The sequence below is a fragment of the Vibrio rhizosphaerae genome (assembly GCF_024347095.1).
Classification (GTDB): domain Bacteria; phylum Pseudomonadota; class Gammaproteobacteria; order Enterobacterales; family Vibrionaceae; genus Vibrio; species Vibrio rhizosphaerae.
On record NZ_AP024904.1, the window covers coordinates 24,918 to 44,969 of the forward strand.

The window sequence follows — 20,052 nt, forward strand, 5'->3', positions numbered from 1 at the left end:
ACCTCACTTATTATTTTTAGAGGGTGTTATAGATAGCTTCGACTTGCTTAGCCTCTGTCCCGTGTTCATCCAGATTGGCATAGTGGGCTAATGTTGCCAGAACACCATGCTGACTCAGATATGCCTGTAACTCGACGGCCTGAGGATCTGACGCGTTCGTATATTTTAATGCAGCAGCAATACCTTTCAACAGCGCTGTATTGGCAATACTGTACTCCATTGTACCACGTAATGGTTTGATTAAACGGTCATTTTCTCCGAGCTTACGGATGGGTTGACGGCCAACCCGTTCCACATCATCGATTAAATACGGATTCGCGAATCGGGACAGAATTTTCTCGATATAAGCGGCATGAGCCTGACGATCAAATTGGTAACGATGAATTAAAACTTCACCGCTTTCTGTCATCGCTTGTTTGACGTCGGCATAGATAGCCTGATCTTCAATTGCTTCTTTGACGGTCTGAAACCCCTTGAGACAGCCCAGATAAGCGGTAATACAATGCCCGGTATTGAGTGTAAACAATTTTCGCTCGATGTAAGCCATCAGGTTATCGGTTTTTTCCATGCCCGGAATCTCAGGAATATCACCAACAAATTGCAATTGATCAACGATCCATTCACTGAAACTTTCGACCGTTACATCGAGAATATTATCGGATGTTTCCGCTGGTGGGACGATGCGATCGACCGCAGAATCAACGAAGCCTATCAGCGCGTCAGCCTTGGTATGGTAGTCTGCTGCCAGATGCAAATAGACTTGTTCTTTAAGATGTGAGGAACCCCGGATCATGTTTTCACAAGCGATGATATTCAGGGGGGTTGTGTTACCGCTATCGAGCCGTTTCTGAATGCCGGTTGCAATCGTTTTCGAGATGATATCCAGTACGTTTGGCCCGACAGCCGTGGTAATTAGATCAACCTGAGTGATGTGTTCATCAATCTCGTCACTGGCAGAGTTCACGGCCGTGACATTCTTGACCGTTTGCCACTGGCACTCAGAGCCAACTATTTTGACTTGATACTGTCCGTCCTGACGTAGCTTTTGGACGATTTCCTGATTGACGTCTGCAAAAATAACGTGGATTCCTGCATCTGCCAGAAGTTTGCCAATAAATCCCCGTCCGATGTTACCGGCACCAAAATGAATTGCCTTTTTCATAGACTTTTACCTACAAATTGTAATCAAAGAAAAGTAGAGGTGGATTCCCTCTACTTATGAGCCTTATGCGGTGGGATTTCCCAACACTTCCAGAATGGCGTTCACATCAGTGGTTGACGTGAGCGTGGTGATCGCATCCGGGTCATCAAGCGCATTGGTGATCGTAGAAATGACCGCCATATGTTCATCGTTCTGTGCTGCGATACCGATAACCAGTTTGGCAATGCCATCCGGCTCATCGGTAAACTGAACACCGTCCGGGTATTGGCAGATGACAATGCCCGTTTTCAGAACGTGATTTTTCGCTTCGATGGTCCCGTGCGGTACCGCGATGGATTCACCCAGATACGTAGAGACCATCTTTTCTCTTTCAAACATGGCATCGATATAGCTGGGATCGGCATATCCGAGTGCGACGAGCTGTTCTCCCGCATAACGGATGGCTTCTTCTTTGTTACTTGCTTTGAGGTTTAAGTGAATGTTACGGGCTTCAATTTGGAATGCCGGTTGGCTCTCTGCGTCCGTGTTTTGAGGCGCAACGGATTGACCGGCATCAGACTTTTTTATCTCATTGACGAGATTGTTATACAGTTCGTTATCCAAAAAGTTGGTTAAGGAAATGTGGCGTGCCGACGGTGCATGTTTGCGGGCCCGATCGGTTAAATCTTGATGCGTAATGACGACATCAACATCTTGAGGTAGATGGTTAATGGCCAGATTGGTGACCTGAATATCTAACCCCGCGGCTTGTACTTTTTTACGCAGCATACTGGCACCCATTGCACTGGAGCCCATGCCGGCATCACATGCGACGATGATCTTTTTAATATCCCCTGTAAATTGCTGAGTCACTGATGAGCCTTTGGATTCAGCTTTCATTTCTTGCATTTGAGTTGTTGCTTTTTCCAGAGAATCTTCAGCGTCGGTTTCCTGAGCTTTTTGGGTTTTCATGAGCAGTGATGCAACCGTAAACGAGACGGCAGCTGCGGCAGTGATTGAACAAAGCACACCGATGATCGAGCTTTTCGGCGTCATGAGTAATACAGCAAAAATTGAACCGGGTGAGGCTGGAGATACCAGACCGGCACCAAATACTGTTAATACAAATACACCTGTCATCCCGCCAGCAATGGCTGCAAGAATCAGACGAGGATTCATCAGGATATACGGGAAATAAATTTCGTGGATCCCGCCTAAGAAGTGAATGATAGTTGCACCACCGGCGGTCTGTTTTGCTGTCCCTTTACCAAACACGATATAGGCGAGAAGAATGCCCAGTCCTGGCCCCGGATTTGCTTCAATCAGGAAGAAAATCGATTGACCGGTTTCACTGGCTTGTTGAATACCCAGAGGTGAGAAAATGCCGTGGTTGATGGCATTGTTCAAAAACAGAATTTTCGCGGGTTCGACAAAAAGTGAAGTTAAAGGGAGTAGGTGAGCTTTTACCAAGACGTCTACACCGGTCGCAAGCGCTGTGGAGAGAACTTTGACGAACGGACCAATCAGGAAGAAAGCGATGATCGCGAAAATCATACCAATAATACCGGCCGAGAAGTTGTTGACCAGCATTTCGAAGCCGCTTCTGATTTTTCCGTCTACTTTTTTGTCAAACGTTTTAATCGCCCAGCCGCCGATTGGGCCTGCAATCATCGCACCCATGAACATGGGGATATCTGCACCAACGATCACGCCCATTGTTGTAATCGCACCAACAACGGCGCCTCGTTCACCACCGACCAGTTTACCGCCGGTATAACCAATCAGAAGTGGTAATAAATAGGTAATCATTGGGCCGACAAGTGCAGCCAGTGTTTCATTCGGTGTCCATCCCGTCGGAATGAACAATGCAGTAATAAATCCCCATGCGATAAATGCCCCAATGTTTGGCATAACCATGTTGGACAAGAACCGGCCAAAATTTTGTATCTTGACCTTTGCATCTGGTGATATCATATGGATTCCCCGTTCGATGTACTCATTTGATGTTGTTGTGTTAACGGCTCGCCAAAGCCGTGGAATTGAATCGTTCAAAATCAATCTAGCACACAATTTTTCAACTGAACTGAGAACGGGTTTTTTGTGACTGGAATCAAAAATTTATGGGGTTCCAAGTGTCTTTTTAGTGATTTAAATCTACTTTTAATGCTGTAATTTTTTTACATTTCATTGATAACTATAAAGTCAACTTGTTTTTTAAGATCAATATCTCTTTTTTAGGAATTTGATTTTTATATTTATAGTGATCAAGGTCACTATTTTGTTAGTTTTTATCCGTGTTTAGAATTTAAGTGTGATTTAAATCTCATTCTGCTATTTATTTTGATTGTCAAAATAAAGACTCAGAGAATTGAGGGCCAGTTTTGTAAGAAAGATACATATCTGCATGGTGTGTGATTGTCTGTTATACGGGCCAATAATAATGGGTTGATTGTCGGTGGAAGGTAATTGGTTGCTGGCGGAAGAGAAAAGAGTACCGCTTAAAGATTGTTTTGCGCACTCTGGGATAAGTGCGCTGTGACTTTATGATAAGAAGGAAACGCGAAATCAAGCACCGCTCAGGTGGCGGGGGCTAGAACAGGCAGAATCACAAAGAGCAGAGATAGGACTCTACTCTGGTTATGATCAATGATGCGGGCACTTAGCTTTCTGTTTCGATATCCGAATCATCAACAAATTCGTCGAGTGCATCCGGTTTATTACGGCCGTTCAGTGTGTGGAAGCGTTTTCTGCCACGAGCAAGACGAACGTATTTTAACCAGACTCGCTCCAGTTTTGTGGTGGCTTTTTCTGGCTGTTCGAGCACGAGAAGAAAGCGTCTTTCATCGGCATTTACAGGTTCAAGCTCCCCTGATTCCAATTGGGACATCGTTTCACCAAACTGAATGAGCAACTCCTCTTCAGCCAGCGTGAAATCACCTGATTTCGCAAATCCCCGCGGGAATTTCTTATTGTCGTAAAAACGCTTCTTTCCATAACGGAATTCAGTCTCAGACATATCAACCTCGCATCAATGCAGCATTACACTTTTGTATTGAATTACGGCGAAAGTTAGGCGTAATCTAAGCAAAAGAAAAACAAAAATTTTTTATCGTCATCATTGCATTTCATTATGTATATGCGTATATCCTAAATCACTTTAAGATGCAGTTTCAGTAAGAATAAAGGGTTGCTATGGACGTCAAAGTCTTTCGTACTTTTCTGGAATTGGCCCGGGTACGCCATTTTGGCCGGGCAGCAGAAAATTTGTATTTAACGCAGGCAGCAGTGAGTGCGCGTATCAAGCAACTGGAAAGTTACTTTGATACCCAGTTATTCACCCGGGATCGCAATAATATTAAGTTGACCTCTGCCGGAGAGCGTCTGATTAGTTATGCCGAAGTCATGGTTGCGACCTTACAACAGGCGAAGTTCGAATTATCACTGGAAAGTGGTAAAGCACTTCAGTTAACCCTTGGCGGGACCCCCAATATTTGGGATGCATACTTACAACACTGTCTGAGTAAAGTAACCGATACGTTTACTGGCTACGGATTTATCGCTGAAGTGATGGGACGGGAGCAACTGAGTCGTGGATTGCTTGAGCGCACGCTGGACATGGCATTTGTCTTTGATCCGATTAAAGCTGAAGAGCTGCATTGCCGGAAGGTGACGGACCTGACACTGCTGTTTGTGTCAACTCAGCCGCAGTCAGTCGATGATGCTTTCAAACATCACTATGTCTATGTCGACTGGGGGGCTCGGTTTGCTGCTGAACATGCAGAGCGGCACCCACGAGTGACGACCCCATTTTTACGGACGTCAACAGCCAGAATCGCGCTTGATTTCATTCTTGAAAAGCAAGGAAGTGCTTACTTACCAGCATCACTTGTTGAACCGTTTCTGCGGACAGGCCAACTTCACTGTATCGACGGTGGCTCTGAATGGAAAAGACCGGTTTATCTGAGTTATCGCAAGAACAGCTCATCGGTTGATGCGATCGGACAGGTTGAGATGCTGGTGAAAGATATCGACCCGCTGACGGCTTTCTCGTTGCAGCAAGCGGGCGATATCGGCAGGGATTAGAATCGATGCGTTATCATTTGATAAGGCGCAGGATAGCTTGGTCCAGACTGACTTTTCCTGAACCGGAGAAAATCAGTGAGGTACATGCCGCCAGAAGGGCAAGCGCATATTCATAACCATTGTTAGACAGAAACAGACCGTTGTTGATGTGTACGGAAAAAATTGCGACAACCATCGTAAAAGCGGTGACACATGCTGCCGGTCTGGTGAGAAGTCCGAGTAACAGGAACAGACCACCGAAAAATTCGCCGCTACCGGCAAGGGCTGCCATCAGCATACCCGGTTCAATACCAATCGAAGCCATCCATTTGCCGGTTCCTTCAAGGCCGTCCCCGCCAAACCAGCCGAAGAGTTTTTGAGCACCGTGGGCCATAAGAATTACGCCGACCGGAACCCGTAGAATCAGTGGTGCATATTGCGTATTTGAACTGAGTAATTGACGTAAAAATTGCATATCATTATTTCCTATATCAAAAAAATTGAATTCGCTTTGATGCTGTTGAGTCTATTAAAGAATGAAATTGATGGATGATAAATCTGTTATTTTAAACAAAGTTGTTTGAAAAAATTGAATAGTGGGATGAGGCAATTGTCATGATATGTGAATGGATTCAGTCAACGACGGCTATACTGTCATTAACCTCCGTCTATCGAAATCATGAATGATTTGTGAGGGAGTTGGTACGTTTTTTGTTAGGAAATAGCGTACTCTGATGAAGGAGGGGGAATAGATATGAAACAATTCAAATATGCTGTAAAGCCGTATCTGGTCGTTCTATTGTCTTCTCTGTCACTGTATGGATGTTTTCAGGAAGAGTTAGAACATTGGGTGAATAAAGAAACCTATGCGTTTCAGGGGATTTACGAAAATCAGCACAACACGGATTTGATCGCTTTTCACGAAGCAAAGGCTTCTATTCAGAGTGAAGGGAAAGCGATGGTGGTTCCTTTTCAGGTGGATGGTAACTTTATTTATATTCAGGTCAGACAAAGTTCTAAAGAGAAAAGAGAAGATATCGTCATGCGTATTCATGGTGATGGCGAAGTGCTGACATGTAGTGCCTGTGCGAAATATCATTTGAGTAATATCTGGGTTCGGACTACGCCTGACAAACCGACACCAACGGAATGACGCTTATCATTCCGTGTTGTATGTCGTCGGCACAGCCCGTTGACCTGCTTCTCTGCGCATCTCATGATGCAGAACAGACATCATTGGATTTTCATTCAGGAAAGCTTAAATGATGCGACCTGCTGAGACAGTTTCTGAATCGATAACGTCACTTCATTAATTGCCTCATTTGCTTCAGATGCATTGACCGTCACCTCTTTTGAGCTTTTACGCATTTGCTCCATATTGTTATTTACTTGATTGACCACCACGCTTTGTTCTTCAGTTGCGGCTGCAATTTGCATCGAAAAGTCAGTAATACTATTGACCCGTTCGATAATCAGATTCATGGCCGATCCCGCAGAATCGGTATAGCCTGATGTTTCAACGGCTTTTTCTGTCCCGGATTTAATCGTATCGACCGCTTTTTTCACGCCGGCATTCAGTTCTGAGAGTGTGGTTTGAATGCTTTGTGTGGATTCCTGAGTTTTCTGTGCTAATGCGCGAACTTCATCGGCAACGACAGCAAAACCACGTCCGGAATCACCAGCCCGGGCTGCTTCGATAGCGGCATTGAGCGCCAGCAAGTTTGTTTGTTCTGCGATCCCCCGAATCACATCGACGACAGAGTTGATACTCTGGCTATCCTGTTCTAGTTTGCTGATTACACTCGCTGCACCTTCCATCTCTTGCACAAGTGCGCTGATCTGATGAATGGCATTTTGAATGCCTTGATGTGAGCCGGTGACATCTGTCTTGGCATGATTGGATTCATCGGACGAACGCTGAGATTGTTGGGCTACCTCAGAGATGGCTGTATTCAGCTCAGAGATTGAGTGGGCAATATCATCAAGAGCCGTATTTTGGTGCGCAGCACTGGTGCCGGTCTTGGCGGTCAGACTTTTTAACTGATCGGCGTGATGGTGAATGCCCGAGACTTCGCTTTCAATCGTCAGCAACATATTATGCAGATAAGTGATAAATTCATTGGTTGCTCTTGCAAGCAGTGAAAGTTCGTTGTTACCTGTGTCCGGGAGCCGGAGTGTTAAATCACCACCGGATTGACTCAACTCTTTCATCTTGTCAGTCAACGCTTGTAACCGGGTCGAAATCAGACGTGGAATATAAAATAAGAACCAGAGCCCGATAACCACAGACACGAGACACGTTACCATCGTATATTGTTGTTGCTGTTCTTCTAAATGGTGAATCTCTGCAGCGACTTGTTTGCGACGTGCTTCTAATCTTTCACCGAATTGGTCGTAGTAAATCCTTAGCTCGGAGAACATGGTTTCCTGATCTTCCGTCAGAACGACATTCGCCTGTTCATATTGATGATTATTGACAAGGCTGATGATCTTCTCTGCAATGTTTTTCCATCCATTGAAAGCATTGATATAAGTTTGATGCTCCTGAGGAATCAGTTTAATCCCCGCCGCTTCTCCGAGTTTTCTCGACGCGAGCATTCTGTCGTAAGCTTGTTGCTGGTTGTCATGATACTCATCGAGTTGCGCTTGAGGGTTTTTCTGCTGTGAGGATAAGTAGATATAGTTCCGTAATGCGACAGCAGACTGGTACAGATCCCGGTCCGCATTTAATACAGTCGCTGTTGCGGGGGATAGATACTCAGTGAGCATCTTGGTATTTTGAGTAATCTGATGGTTTACTTTTAACCCGAGTGCTGAAACCGTCAAAATTGCTATCAGCAAGAACGCGATGGGCGTGAAGATCTGATATTTAATTTTCCAACTGGAAAAGTGACCCATGATATACCCCTTTATCTGTTGATATAATTGTTTTTAAGCGTTTGCTTCTACTACATTTTTAATCATAGTCACTGTAAGTTTGAACGTTTGCTTTTATTCATCGATTCTTATCTGGCCAGATAAAATTTTCTGATCTGTATCACAATCAGCAGGGCGCTTTACTATTTGCGGGGATGAGGTGGTATAAGCGGGGGATAAATTGGTTTATGATTCTCTTTGTATAGGCATGATCTGACGGATACGGAACGAATACGCCGGTAGACGTTTTCGGAATGTCAGTCTGCTATGAAAAAATTAGGATTGTTACCGCGTTCGCGGGCAAAACCTGAAAGACTCAACTGGCCGCATGGCGAGTTCATTCTTTCAGGTTTTTTTTGTGCTCAATTCGGTTGGTTTGGACTGGTAAATCATCATTTCAGGTCAATATGCCCGAAAGGTTGCGGTTATTGATGTATTGAGTGAACCGTTCTGGGCATGACCGGGTTGCTCTCAGAAAACGAGGGCTGCAGGTGCCGTGTCGGGTACCGATGATAGAAAACCGATGAACGGGTAGCTACATGAGTGATGAAAAGTATCGGTTACAAAAATATGGTTCACATCAGAATTAAACAGGAGAAAAGAGAAAATGAGTTTTAAATTTCCCGATTCATTTTTATGGGGTGGCGCAACGGCTGCAAATCAGATTGAAGGCTCTCATTTGAGCGATGGTAAAGGGTTATCTACTTCCGATGTCTGCCCTTATGGTGCATTTGGTGAAATCGTGCCGCGTCAGGCTGGTGATTTCAATATTAAAGATTTAGCGATCGATTTCTATCATCGCTATCCCGAAGACATTGCACTCTTTGCTGAAATGGGATTCACCTGCCTGCGTTTATCCATTGCCTGGAGCCGGATTTTTCCCAATGGTGATGACGCGCAACCGAATGAAGCAGGTTTGGCGTATTACGATAAAATTTTTGCTGAGTTGGCAAAGCATGGTATCCAACCGTTGGTGACGCTCTCTCATTACGAGATGCCCCTGAATCTGGCAGAAAAATATCAGGGTTGGGCCAGCCGGGATGTGATTGGCTTTTTTGAAAAATATGCTCGCGTGGTATTTGAACGCTACGGTCATGCGGTCAAACTTTGGCTGACATTCAATGAGATTAATGTCACGTTACATGAACCATTCACCGGCTCTGGTTTGCCGAGAGATTGTGATGAGCAAATGCGTTATCAAGCGATTCATCATCAATTAGTGGCCAGTGCCAAAGCGGTGAAAGCGTGTCATGAAATGATTCCCGATGCCAAAATCGGCAATATGATTCTGGGCGCGATACAGTATCCATTTACCTGTAACCCTGATGATGTTATGCATACTCTGACACAAAACCGCGAATGGTTGATGTTCGGTGATGTTCAGGTAAGAGGTTATTATCCGAGTTATATGACACGGAAATTCAAAGAGCTGGGTGTTGAAATCAACATCACGCAAGACGATCGGGAAGCACTGAAAGAAACCATCGACTTTGTTTCGTTTAGCTATTATATGAGCGGCTGTGCCAGTGCTGATCCGAATGAGCAGGACAAAAGCGAAGCAAATATGCTGAATATGGTCGCAAACCCGTATTTAAAAGCCTCTGAATGGGGGTGGCAGATTGATCCGGTTGGACTGCGTTATCTGCTTAACTTCTTGTATGACCGCTATCAACTGCCGCTGTTTGTGGTTGAAAATGGTTTTGGTGCCAAAGATGTCGTCAATGAGTCAGGTGAGATTGTTGATGATTATCGGATTGATTATCTTAATGATCATCTCTTCCAAGTGGGCGAAGCGATTCAGGATGGTGTTGAAGTGATGGGTTATACCAGTTGGGGGCCGATCGATTTAGTCAGTGCCAGTACAGCGCAGCTTGCGAAACGTTATGGCTATATTTATGTCGATCGCAACGATGATAATCAGGGAACACTTGATCGAGTTCGCAAGAAAAGCTTCTATTGGTATCAGGATATTATTCAGTCTCAGGGCGAAAAACTGACACCGCCAAACGCTTAAAGAGATCGGCCTGTCGAGCTTGTCTGTGTAACCGCGTATGACGAATGGCTGAAATACAGCAAGCCGTCAAAGACGATTGGATTGAGTGTCCTCAGACCTCAATCCTTTTTTTATAACTTTACAGTGTAAAACGGCGCGGGATTGGATGTGCCAGATGATATCCGGGCAACGTTGAGTCGGATTCAGTGCCCGTACTTGGTTGCTTCAATACGATTCAAGATGCGATGGATCAGATACGTGGCGCTTAATGTGGCAACAATGGCAAATAAAATACTGCTGATCCGATATAACGCATTGAATGTTAGATCACTGGTCGGTGTCAGATACTGGCCAAATAGAATTCCCAGCGTGGTTAATCCCCCGAATCCGACTCCGGAACCACTTGCTTCTTTCGTGTGCAGATAGCTAAATAGCATGGTCCCAATCCATAGCAGTGGGATGACAAGTATCAACTGGTTCGAGCGGTCATATAAAATAATCTGACAGCTCAGCCCGAAAACCACGCCCAGAATCGTCCCCATCGCTCTTTTTCTGGCATATCCTAAAGCGCCATTCCAGTTCATCGGAAACAGCAGTAACAGGCTGGTGGACTGCGCGGACATCGAATCACTGAGATTGAGTGTCTGAAACACGAGAAACGATAAGGTCGCAACGCCGGTACCTAATAGTGTCTCATGGCGGAAACGATGAGATTGCTTGGGCTCAGACGGTGGGGGCGGTGACTGTCTGGGAGCGACATCAGGGATGAGATAGTGCATCAGATATGCAATACCAATTGCCAGAAGATTTGCGACCATATTACAGCTGATCATGTCGTTGATATCTGTGGTGGAATAGCTGGCAAAATGCAGCATGATACTGAGATTCAACACACAATTTGCACCGAACAGGAACAGCGGTCCGCGTGCCATGCAAGCAAATTTGGAGAGAAACAGCAGTACGGCAATCAATGTCATGATTCCCGGATGTGCCCCGAATAAACCGCCGAGTAAACCGACTTCCAGCGAGCAGATCACGGCCGATGCGACCACTTGTCGGGCGATATGTCCGTTAAGCACCGGAATCATTCCCAGCAATAGCATCGGAACTACAGTGAAGAAGACCCCAAAGTCCCAGCCAAAGTATTTACTAAAGGTAAAACCAAGGGTCGCGCCCGTGGCAATTCGTAAACACTGCCGGAGATCGTTTTCATTGAGAGGATGTGTCCATAAGCGCATCTTATTCTCCGGATCAGTAAATGTAGTGTAATAGGCTCAGCGCATAAATTTGCATCCACGCAAACCAGGCAAACACCGATTGTTGAGGAATCAGCTGTACCGTTGCTCTGGCACCGGTAGGCAGATTCTCTGGCAGTGGGTGATCCAACGAAAGATGCAGACGAATGCGTTGTGCATCTCTGACCCAACGGTTCGAACTGGTCGGCGTCGCAAGTGAACCATTGGCATCAAACTGGCCGCTGCTGACCCCGGCATCAATGGTGCTCACGGTTGCGTGATAGAGGTGACCCGGATCGCGATCAAAGGTAATCAATGCAGGCGTGTTATGACTGAAATTACGCAGGCTTTTTTCCCGGAAGTCCGCGATAATATCGAGTTTTTTATCGACCAGTGCAATCAAAGGCGTGCCTTTGTTGGCGTAAGTCCCGACCATGAGTTGCAGGTTCGTGATAATCCCGGCGTGTTCAGCTTTAACCTGAGTATAAGAGAGATTGAGTGCGGCTTGTTGGAGACGGTTTTGAGCCATCTTCACTGTCACATTCTCATGGGTCGTTGTCCCGCGACGAACCTGAAGCTCTTTCAGTCGGGCTTTCGCCGCCATCAGATTTGCTTTGGCTGCGGTCGCATTACTCAACGCATCATCACGTTGTTGTTGGGAGACGCCGTTACGGGCAAAGAGCTTCTCCAGCCGTCTGGCCTCACGAATTTTTTGGTTGAACACAATTTGATTCGCTTCAGTCTCAGCCTGTGCCGCTGCAATCGAGGCATCTAATTGCTGGTTGTTCTGAATTGCTTTTTCCAAATCGATTTTTGCTTGCTCGACTGCAAGCTGATAAGGCGCCGGATCAATCTCAAATAAGATATCTCCCTGCTGAACCTGTTGATTATTATGCACATAGACGTGACTGATTTGTCCGCTGACTCTGGGCGCCACTTTGGTAATGACGCGGGTTGCCATTGCTTGTGGTGTCAGTGGCATCACGGTATCGGCCAGTAAAAAATAGGCAAAAAGCACGATGAAAATCGCACTGGCGTATTTCACCCAGCGTGCAAATTTTTGATCGGGGGTCATCTTGTGAAACTTCCTTCGGTATTATGCTGGTTGGTGCAGGTTTTCCTGAGCATTATGAGCAATTTTGTCTAATGTTTTGCTCAGTTGGTTGAGTTCGTCTTCGTCAATATTGATGAGCATACAATGTCTGACGTGTAGCACTCTTTCTTCAATTTGTTTTAAAAGTTCTTTGCCACTGTCTGTCAAATGGACGACTCGGGCTCGTTTGTCGTGTGGACAACAGTGACGTTCGATAAAATTTTGCTCTTCAAGCAGTTTTAGGGTTCTCATCAGTGAACCAAGTTCGATTTCAAGGGCATCAGCTAACATCTTTTGGCTGACCTTGTCACCGAGGCGCTGGAGTTTCCACAGGGCAACCCAGCGACTTTGAGTCAACCCGAGCGGTGTAAGCTCCTGATTGGCTACGCTATTCCACAAACGAGCAGCCCGGGCGAGTTGTTCGGCAAGCGATAAGTTCTTCAGAATATTCAGATCATCAACCATGGTGGATTGTCTCAATTACTAAGCGTGCTCAGTAATATATAGTAGTTAGCAGGCTAAGTAAATATTTTTGATTTAAGTCACAAAATTAATGTTAAATTTATTGATAAGCAACTGAATTCATTATTGATCTGTTATCAGCTTCACAGGGTGAATGGGAAACATTTGAGTTAAAAACTATATCTCACTAGATTAGTTGCATAACCGGATTGTTACTGTGGTATTTCTCTGACGTATGATTTTTTATCGACGTCTGAGGACGATGCAGGCAAAACCTAGCTGTTCCTGAAGTCTTGCTTCTGGAGGCTAGGTTTTTTTATGGATTCGTATGATGAGTCTTATATTGCTGACGTTGTTGTGGATTGGGAAACCAATTCACTCGGTTTTAGTCCGGGTCTTATGTCTCGCGGTTTTGTGACTGGCGAGACCATAATAGTGATTTGAACTCGGTAAGCCTGATTGAATTAACATAAAAACCGAGAATGAATTGATATTCCAATCGATGAAACGGAGAATACTTGAAATGAAAAAGAACCGCATTTATATGCTGGCGCTCGCAATCATAGGGGGGAGCTGCAGTGTGTCCGCACATAACAATACAATGGTAGAGATCAATAATGGTTTGATGCAGGGCGTACAACATGACTCGGTCATATCCTACAAAGGGATCCCTTATGCACAACCTCCCGTCGGAGACCTACGCTGGCGAGCACCACAACCCGTCAATGCTTGGGATGGCGTTTTACAAGCGACAGACTATGGCAGTGACTGTATGCAAGAGCCTTTCCCGGGGGATGCGGCACCGCTCAGTGGTAAATTGTCTGAAGATTGTCTGTTTCTGAACGTGTGGCAACCCGCAGAGCCAAGCCGGACATTACATCCTGTGATGGTATGGATTCATGGTGGCGGTTTTGTCAACGGCGGTTCTTCCGCGACAAATTATGACGGGACATCTTTTGCCAAAAACGGGATTGTGATGGTGAGTATCAACTATCGACTGGGACGTTTTGGCTTTTTTGCCCATCCGGCTTTGACCGCTGCACACGAAGATCCTGCGCTGGGGAATTATGGACTGATGGATCAAATTGCGGCATTAAAATGGGTGAAAGACAATATTGCTCATTTTGGTGGCGATCCAAATCAGGTGACGGTTGTCGGTGAATCTGCCGGTGGTTTGTCGATTCATGCACTTTTAACGTCACCGATGGCTGAAAACTTATTTGAGCGGGCGATTATTCAATCAGGCGCCGGTCGCCGTCATTTCAGCGGCCGCTATCTGAGTCATGAAAATGCATCCGGTGAAGCTTCGGCAGAAGCTGCCGGATTGTTGTTCGCGAAGAAGTTTAATATTGAGGGGCAAGGACAAGCTGCGTTAGAGGCTTTACGGGCATTACCTGCTGAAGATGTTGTTGATGGTTTAAGTATGATGAATCTTGACGGTGTGACATACACCGGCCCGATGATTGATGAAACATTGATTACTGCGCATCCACAGCATATCTATAACACTGGGCGTGGGCTATCTGTACCGCTCCTGTTGGGAGCAACCACCTCTGAAATCCCGGTTTCATCTCCGTTTACCAAATGGCCTGAAACCGTCGATGAAGCACTGGCAATTTTCGGCCCGGTGGGCTCAAAAATTGCGAAATATGCTTATGGTGTGACACAAGATACACCGGTGACGAAGCTGGCACTGGATATTATTCGGGATACAGGCATGGTTGAGCCGGCTCGCTTTGTGATGAAAGCGGCAGATGCGCAGGGCCAAACCGTTTATGGCTATCGCTTTGGTTATGTGGCTGACGCCTTGAAGCCAACCTCAAATGGTGCGGATCATGCCAGTGATATTGTATATGCATTCAATACCTTGCATGCGCAATATCATGATGCGGTCACCGCTGCGGATCAGGCAATGGCTGATCAAGTCCATCAGTATTGGGTTAATTTTATTCGTCATGGTAATCCGAATGGGTTAGGTGTACCGCATTGGTCTCATTACCGGAGTTGGGCCGACAACCTGATGATGTTCTCCAATGAGGGCGCTGATCAGTCCGGTATGGTTTTTGACCCTTGGAAAGTTCGCCTGACGCTGATTGAATCGATTCAGCCACCGTTGTGAGTCACGGCCTTTCGGCTGACCTCTCATCCGGGAATGAGACCAATTCATGCATGATAAAAGCGCACTTGCAAGTGCGCTTTTTTGATCGAGGTTATTCTCCGGTTTCAACCGCCAACATCAGATTAAAATCAATGATTAGAGTTTAAAGCGTCCGACGATGTTAATGAGGTTATGATTGACATGGTTAATGCCTTCCATGCCAGACAGAGATTTCTGTCCGTTCAGGTTTAATTCACTGACGATTTCATTCAGGGCGGACATATTACGGCTAATCTCATGGGTGACACTGCTCTGCTCTTCTGCCGCTGTTGCGATTTGCGAGCTTAAGTCATTAATTTGGTAGATGAACTCGGTCATTTTTTCTAAGCTGACCGCAACATTGTCAGAACCGACCGAGGTCTCCTGACAGCGTTCCCGGGTATGTTCCATCGATTCAACAATGGTTTCCGTTCCCTTGAGCAGACGAGAGAGTGCTTCTTCTATTTCTTCAGTGCTTTGTTTCGTCCGACTGGCCAGATTTCTGACTTCATCGGCAACCACAGCAAATCCGCGGCCTTGTTCTCCGGCTCGTGCTGCTTCTATTGCGGCGTTGAGAGCCAGCAGGTTGGTTTGTTCTGCAATGCTGCCGATCACCGTCAAGATCGAATGAATACTCTGAGTTTCATCACTCATATTCTGAATGTGAGTGGCAGAGTTCTCGACATCGTTGATTAAAGCAGAAACGGTCTGTTGCGACTGCGTCATAATCTGTCTTGATTCCGCACTGGTATGATTTGCCTGTTCGGTCAAATTAGCGGTATGGGAAGCATCGGATGCCATCGATTCAGCCGTCGCGTTCATCTCTTCAACCGCCGTGACAACTTGTTCCGTTTCGATCACATGATTTTTTAGAATTGCAGAGTTATGTTCCGAGAGTTGTTTCATGTCGCCGATACTGGTTTGAAGCTGGCCTGATGCACTTTGGATCTCCTTCATCATCGCTTGCAAGTTACCAATGAAGCGGTTAATCCCATCGGCGATTTGGCCTAAATCATCGCTAGAATGAACTTCCAGACGCTGGGTCAGATCACCATCACCACGTGAGAGACCTGCAATCATATTTTTCAGCGAAATAATCGGGCGATATAAGAGTTGAATAACAAAAAAGGCAATGATGACACTCACGATGGTCGCAATGATGGTTGTGGTAATAGCCGTATGTTTTGCGGAGGTGAGGCCTTTAAATGCAACGGCTTTATTGAGACCAATGACGAAATACCAGTTTTTATTGGCGACCTTAATCCGATGGGTAAATAAAATTTTATCCTGCCCGTTGAGCACATAGTCTTGTACCGTCTGCTCTTGTTGAACGGCTTTGGAAACGACGTCTTTGAACCAGTCAAAATCAGTCCCTTTATCGCCGGGTTTTAGGATATCAGAAGATGAGGCCAGCACGGTTGTATCCTGATTCAAAATTAAAGCGACGGAACCTTCAATATCGTTTGCCTTTTTAACCAGCTGACTCAGGAAGGAGAGCTGCATATCAACCCCGATCATCCCATCTTTAATTTTCTGAACCATACTGACCCAATAAACATCAGGATTTGCTTCATCCGGATAAGGTTCGGTCATCGATGGACTGACCGCCTTGCGACCATCCTGATAGTAGCTCATGGTTCTGATATCACCACTGAACTTATGATCCGGCCAGGCATCGCTTGCCTGATTCCAATAGGCGTCACCGCTGGCTTCCAAACCGATGAATGAGCTGCCGGTATTGAGTGTGGTTGCAAAAATTTTGGCTTGATTAATGTAGTCCTGAGGGGTTTTCCCGGGAAGCGATGTATCTTTATACATATCACCGATGCCTTTGAGCCCAGCCACTTTCTCGCTGATAAACTGCTCAACTAACGCGGCTTTACTGGTGACATAATCCGTTCCGGAAGCTTTGATCAATTGAGAAATTGTCTCCGCTTGTTTTATATAAGCAATGTAGTTGGAAATTGATACAGAAGCACCGACGAGCAAAATAACGGAAATAAGTAATATTTGTTTCAGTCCATAATTTTTCATATTGAATCCTTTCGGATAGTTATGCTGATAAAGTTATTTGTAAGAGATTGTTTCAAGTTTAGTCCCATTTTTTTGCAGCTTAAAGAATTTGTCTTGATATAAATACCAATAACAGCGAGTTTAAATTTGAATGGTTTGATGTGAATGGTTTGAGGTGAATTGTGCCGGCGACTTGGGCTTTCCCGACCACATCGCTGAGCTGCATGTTTCTTCCATGTTTTCGAAGGTGTTATTCAACCGATAAGGGTTTTATCACGAGTCTGTTGAGCCGTATGATGAAGTCTCTAAAAAGTTGCGAGTGAAGAGAGGCAATCATGAATCATACGATCATGCCGACACTGTTTGTTTCCCACGGTTCGCCGATGATGATTGTGGAACAATCTGAAACAACAGATTTTTTTAAACGAATGGGTCAGAGCATCCCAAAGCCGAAGGCGATTGTCATGTTCTCTGCCCATTTTGATGTCGCAGGTCCGGTGATGATTACCAGTGGGCAAACCTTGGGGACGATTCATGATTTTTACGGGTTTCCTCAACCGCTTTACGAGGTTGAATATCCGGCTCACGGTGCACCGGATTTAGCGCAAAAAGCCGGTGAATTGTTGCGAGATCATGGTTTCTCAGTCGAACTGGATGATACGGTGGGGCTGGATCATGGCGCATGGGTGCCGCTGCAATATATGTTTCCGCATCGGGATATTCCGGTGATCAGTATTTCGATCAACCGTCAGGCGAGTGCTCAGACTCACTACAAGTTAGGGCAGGCTTTATCATCTCTGCGGCGAGAAGGCGTTCTGTTCATCGGTTCCGGCGGCATCAGTCATAACCTGAGAGCTGTATTTTCTGCCGCATCAGATCCGGAAAGCATTCATAAAATGCAAGTGTTCACCGATTGGGTCGCTGAAAAAATAGAGCAGCGGGATGTTGACGCGATTAATCACTATTTACAAACAGCCCCTTATGCGCAGTTTAATCATCCGACACCGGATCATTTTCTACCACTGCCCTGTATTCTGGGAACCAGTGACATATCCGAAAACGGGCAAGTGTTGCACCGCTCTGTGGATATGGAATTGCTGGCGTTAGATGCATACGGGTTTGGATTTGCGGTATAGAAAGTAGGTACTCACTTTATGCCTTACACTTTATATACAAGGAAGAAAGAAGGATCGAAGCAAAGGAGAACACATTGAGTCACTGGAATTTACCTCATACATTTGATTGGGGAGCTCTCGGGTCACTACAAAGTCTACTACTTTGATTTGCTTGGGTATGGTGATTCGGACAAGAGTCATGCCGACGTTTCTTTAGGCATACAAAACAAGTTATTAGATGCGTTAGTTGATTACTGGCAAATTGAATCCCCCTATATTATCGGTCATGATTTTGGTGGTACTACGGTATTGAGAAATCATCTTCTGGATAAACGGGATTACCGAAAAATTGTTGTGATTGACCCTGTCGCCCTATCACCCTGGGGCTCGCCTTTTTTCAAACATATTGAAAAACACGAAAGTGCTTTTGCCGGTGTGCCCGACTATATTCATGCTGCCATTGTTGAAGCGTATGTAAAAACAGCGGCTTATCAAAAACTGGATCAGGAAACCATTCGTGGGATATTAGCACCGTGGACGGGGGAACAGGGGAAAGCTGCATTTTATCGGCAAATTGCGCAAGCAGACTCAAAATTTACCGATGCGTTTCAAGATAAGTTTGTGGAAGTTAACGCACCCGTGCTCATCTTATGGGGTGAGGAAGATCAGTGGATACCTTGTGAGCAGGCGTATGTGCTGCAAAGTAAAATTGAAGGTGCCAAGCTGGTGACTGTGCCGAATACCGGTCATTTAGTGATTGAAGAAAACCCCGCGATGTTAGTCAAAGAGATTCGGAATTTCTTTGAGGTTTGAATGTCATAGCCGCTTTCCAGAACCAGCTTTACGGGCGTCCTGCCCGGATAGGCGGCGCTGACTCTAGAGAAGATATTGTGTGTCATGCCTCGAAGCCGAAGGCTGAGACAAATATCAGGGAAAGAAATAAAAAAGAACCGAGTCGCATTTTATCCATTCACAATACTAAGACCATGATAAACAGTGTTTTTTGCTGATTGCTTCTTTTATGTTACAGCGATGTCATTCACCAGTTTGAAATGCCCTTAATGAAAATATCCCTCGACCCTCTCCCTGAATTCAAACAGCAATTGCTTGTCATGAACGCAGCGATCCTCAACCTGAACACAAGCTTTAGCTCGTATGGTTTGCTATCTATACGTTAATTACGTACACTTTTATGAAAAGTATATTTATCGAATCGACCATCTTTGAAAAGTACCGCAGTGAATACCTTAGTGATGAAGCGTTTAGACTTTTCCAAGCGGAGCTGATGTTAAACCCTAAGCGGGGAGACGTCATTCAAGGTACTGGTGGATTGAGAAAGATTCGGGTGGTAAGTAAAGGCAAGGGGAAACAGGGTGGTTCTCGCGTGATCTATTACTTCTTCGATGAAAAACGACGTTTTTACTTGCTCACCATTTACAGCAAGCATGAAATGTCAGACTTAACCACAGACCAAAAGAAACAATTGAAGGCTTTTATGGAGGCGTGGCGTAATGAGCAATCGTGACTTATTTGCAGAATTAAGTTCAGCGCTTGTCGAGGCTAAAGACCATTCGAATGGCAAGATTACACTAAAAAAACATAAAGTGAATGACGTGAGTGAGTTAAGTCTTTCACCTGATGAAATCGTGAGTATTCGCGAACAGTTTAATATGTCTCGCGGTATATTTGCGCGTTTACTACACACATCATCTCGTACGTTAGAAAGCTGGGAGCAAGGGCGCAGCGTACCAAATGGGCAAGCGATCACTCTCCTGAAACTGGTTCAGCGTCATCCGGAGATCTTGTCGCATATTGCAGCGTTATAAATCTACAAGCGTGGTGTGAATTAGCCGCAGCACCTTTCCTAACCGTTAGCCTCCAGCGT

The 20,052-nt window shown here is 45.4% G+C and carries 17 protein-coding genes; 8 read left to right on the plus strand and 9 right to left on the minus strand.

Annotation, left to right across the window (positions count from 1 at the left end; translation table 11 throughout):
- Positions 1-16: 16 nt before the first annotated feature.
- The 3 genes from OCV37_RS15355 to OCV37_RS15365 all read right to left on the minus strand — a co-directional run bounded on the left by OCV37_RS15355 (position 17) and on the right by OCV37_RS15365 (position 4,157).
- Positions 17-1,162: a mannitol-1-phosphate 5-dehydrogenase gene (locus OCV37_RS15355; RefSeq protein ID WP_038184457.1), complete on the minus strand. Its 1,146-nt coding sequence runs from the start codon at positions 1,160-1,162 to the stop codon at positions 17-19.
- A 63-nt stretch (positions 1,163-1,225) separates the two neighbouring features.
- Positions 1,226-3,115: a PTS mannitol transporter subunit IICBA gene (locus tag OCV37_RS15360; protein WP_038184454.1), complete on the minus strand. Its 1,890-nt coding sequence runs from the start codon at positions 3,113-3,115 to the stop codon at positions 1,226-1,228.
- Positions 3,116-3,800: 685 nt separating this feature from the next.
- Positions 3,801-4,157 (minus strand): DUF413 domain-containing protein, encoded by a 357-nt coding sequence (locus tag OCV37_RS15365; RefSeq protein ID WP_038184451.1) that lies wholly within the window; start codon positions 4,155-4,157, stop codon positions 3,801-3,803.
- Positions 4,158-4,333: 176 nt separating this feature from the next.
- Here OCV37_RS15365 and OCV37_RS15370 point away from each other — a divergent pair, with 176 nt between their 5' ends.
- Entirely contained in the window at positions 4,334-5,224 is an 891-nt protein-coding gene (locus OCV37_RS15370; protein ID WP_038184450.1) for a LysR family transcriptional regulator, read from the plus strand.
- Positions 5,225-5,237: 13 nt separating this feature from the next.
- Here OCV37_RS15370 and OCV37_RS15375 read toward each other — a convergent pair whose 3' ends face one another.
- Positions 5,238-5,678 (minus strand): DoxX family protein, encoded by a 441-nt coding sequence (locus tag OCV37_RS15375; RefSeq protein WP_038184447.1) that lies wholly within the window; start codon positions 5,676-5,678, stop codon positions 5,238-5,240.
- Positions 5,679-5,957: 279 nt separating this feature from the next.
- Between OCV37_RS15375 and OCV37_RS15380 the strand changes: the two genes are divergently transcribed.
- On the plus strand, positions 5,958-6,356 hold the full coding sequence (locus tag OCV37_RS15380; protein WP_038184444.1) for a hypothetical protein: 399 nt from the start codon (positions 5,958-5,960) through the stop codon (positions 6,354-6,356).
- Between the two features lie 95 nt (positions 6,357-6,451).
- On the opposite strand, the gene OCV37_RS15385 is transcribed toward OCV37_RS15380, so the two are convergent.
- Positions 6,452-8,101 (minus strand): methyl-accepting chemotaxis protein, encoded by a 1,650-nt coding sequence (locus OCV37_RS15385; RefSeq protein ID WP_038184441.1) that lies wholly within the window; start codon positions 8,099-8,101, stop codon positions 6,452-6,454.
- A 625-nt stretch (positions 8,102-8,726) separates the two neighbouring features.
- On the opposite strand from OCV37_RS15385, the gene OCV37_RS15390 reads away from it, so the two are divergent.
- The gene (locus OCV37_RS15390; protein ID WP_038184437.1) at positions 8,727-10,133 is read left to right on the plus strand and encodes a glycoside hydrolase family 1 protein; all 1,407 of its coding nucleotides are present in this window, start codon (positions 8,727-8,729) and stop codon (positions 10,131-10,133) included.
- 182 nt (positions 10,134-10,315) lie between these two features.
- Here the strand turns inward: OCV37_RS15390 and OCV37_RS15395 are convergent, their stop codons facing one another.
- Genes OCV37_RS15395 through OCV37_RS15405 form a run of 3 tightly spaced genes read right to left on the minus strand, consistent with a single transcriptional unit; the run spans position 10,316 to position 12,905 of the window.
- Positions 10,316-11,350, minus strand: a complete 1,035-nt coding sequence (locus OCV37_RS15395; RefSeq protein ID WP_038184434.1) for a DUF2955 domain-containing protein — start codon at positions 11,348-11,350, stop codon at positions 10,316-10,318.
- Positions 11,351-11,363: 13 nt separating this feature from the next.
- On the minus strand, positions 11,364-12,422 hold the full coding sequence (locus OCV37_RS15400; RefSeq protein ID WP_038184430.1) for an HlyD family secretion protein: 1,059 nt from the start codon (positions 12,420-12,422) through the stop codon (positions 11,364-11,366).
- 21 nt (positions 12,423-12,443) lie between these two features.
- Entirely contained in the window at positions 12,444-12,905 is a 462-nt protein-coding gene (locus OCV37_RS15405; RefSeq protein WP_038184426.1) for a MarR family transcriptional regulator, read from the minus strand.
- A 577-nt stretch (positions 12,906-13,482) separates the two neighbouring features.
- Here OCV37_RS15405 and OCV37_RS15410 point away from each other — a divergent pair.
- Positions 13,483-15,021 (plus strand): carboxylesterase/lipase family protein, encoded by a 1,539-nt coding sequence (locus tag OCV37_RS15410; RefSeq protein WP_211252083.1) that lies wholly within the window; start codon positions 13,483-13,485, stop codon positions 15,019-15,021.
- A gap of 135 nt (positions 15,022-15,156) precedes the next feature.
- Here OCV37_RS15410 and OCV37_RS15415 read toward each other — a convergent pair whose 3' ends face one another.
- Positions 15,157-17,073, minus strand: a complete 1,917-nt coding sequence (locus tag OCV37_RS15415) for a methyl-accepting chemotaxis protein (protein ID WP_038184423.1) — start codon at positions 17,071-17,073, stop codon at positions 15,157-15,159.
- Between the two features lie 314 nt (positions 17,074-17,387).
- Here OCV37_RS15415 and OCV37_RS15420 point away from each other — a divergent pair, with 314 nt between their 5' ends.
- From OCV37_RS15420 to OCV37_RS15435, 4 genes are all read left to right on the plus strand, one after another.
- A complete protein-coding gene (locus OCV37_RS15420) occupies positions 17,388-18,188 on the plus strand; it encodes a DODA-type extradiol aromatic ring-opening family dioxygenase (protein ID WP_038184421.1) in 801 nt (266 codons plus the stop codon).
- Between the two features lie 102 nt (positions 18,189-18,290).
- Positions 18,291-18,980, plus strand: a complete 690-nt coding sequence (locus tag OCV37_RS15425; RefSeq protein ID WP_245609147.1) for an alpha/beta fold hydrolase — start codon at positions 18,291-18,293, stop codon at positions 18,978-18,980.
- A gap of 379 nt (positions 18,981-19,359) precedes the next feature.
- On the plus strand, positions 19,360-19,692 hold the full coding sequence (locus tag OCV37_RS15430) for a type II toxin-antitoxin system RelE/ParE family toxin (RefSeq protein ID WP_038184415.1): 333 nt from the start codon (positions 19,360-19,362) through the stop codon (positions 19,690-19,692).
- The gene (locus OCV37_RS15435; protein ID WP_038184412.1) at positions 19,679-19,993 is read left to right on the plus strand and encodes a helix-turn-helix domain-containing protein; all 315 of its coding nucleotides are present in this window, start codon (positions 19,679-19,681) and stop codon (positions 19,991-19,993) included. The genes OCV37_RS15430 and OCV37_RS15435 overlap by 14 nt, the downstream gene beginning before the upstream one ends.
- The last annotated feature ends 59 nt before the right edge of the window (positions 19,994-20,052 follow it).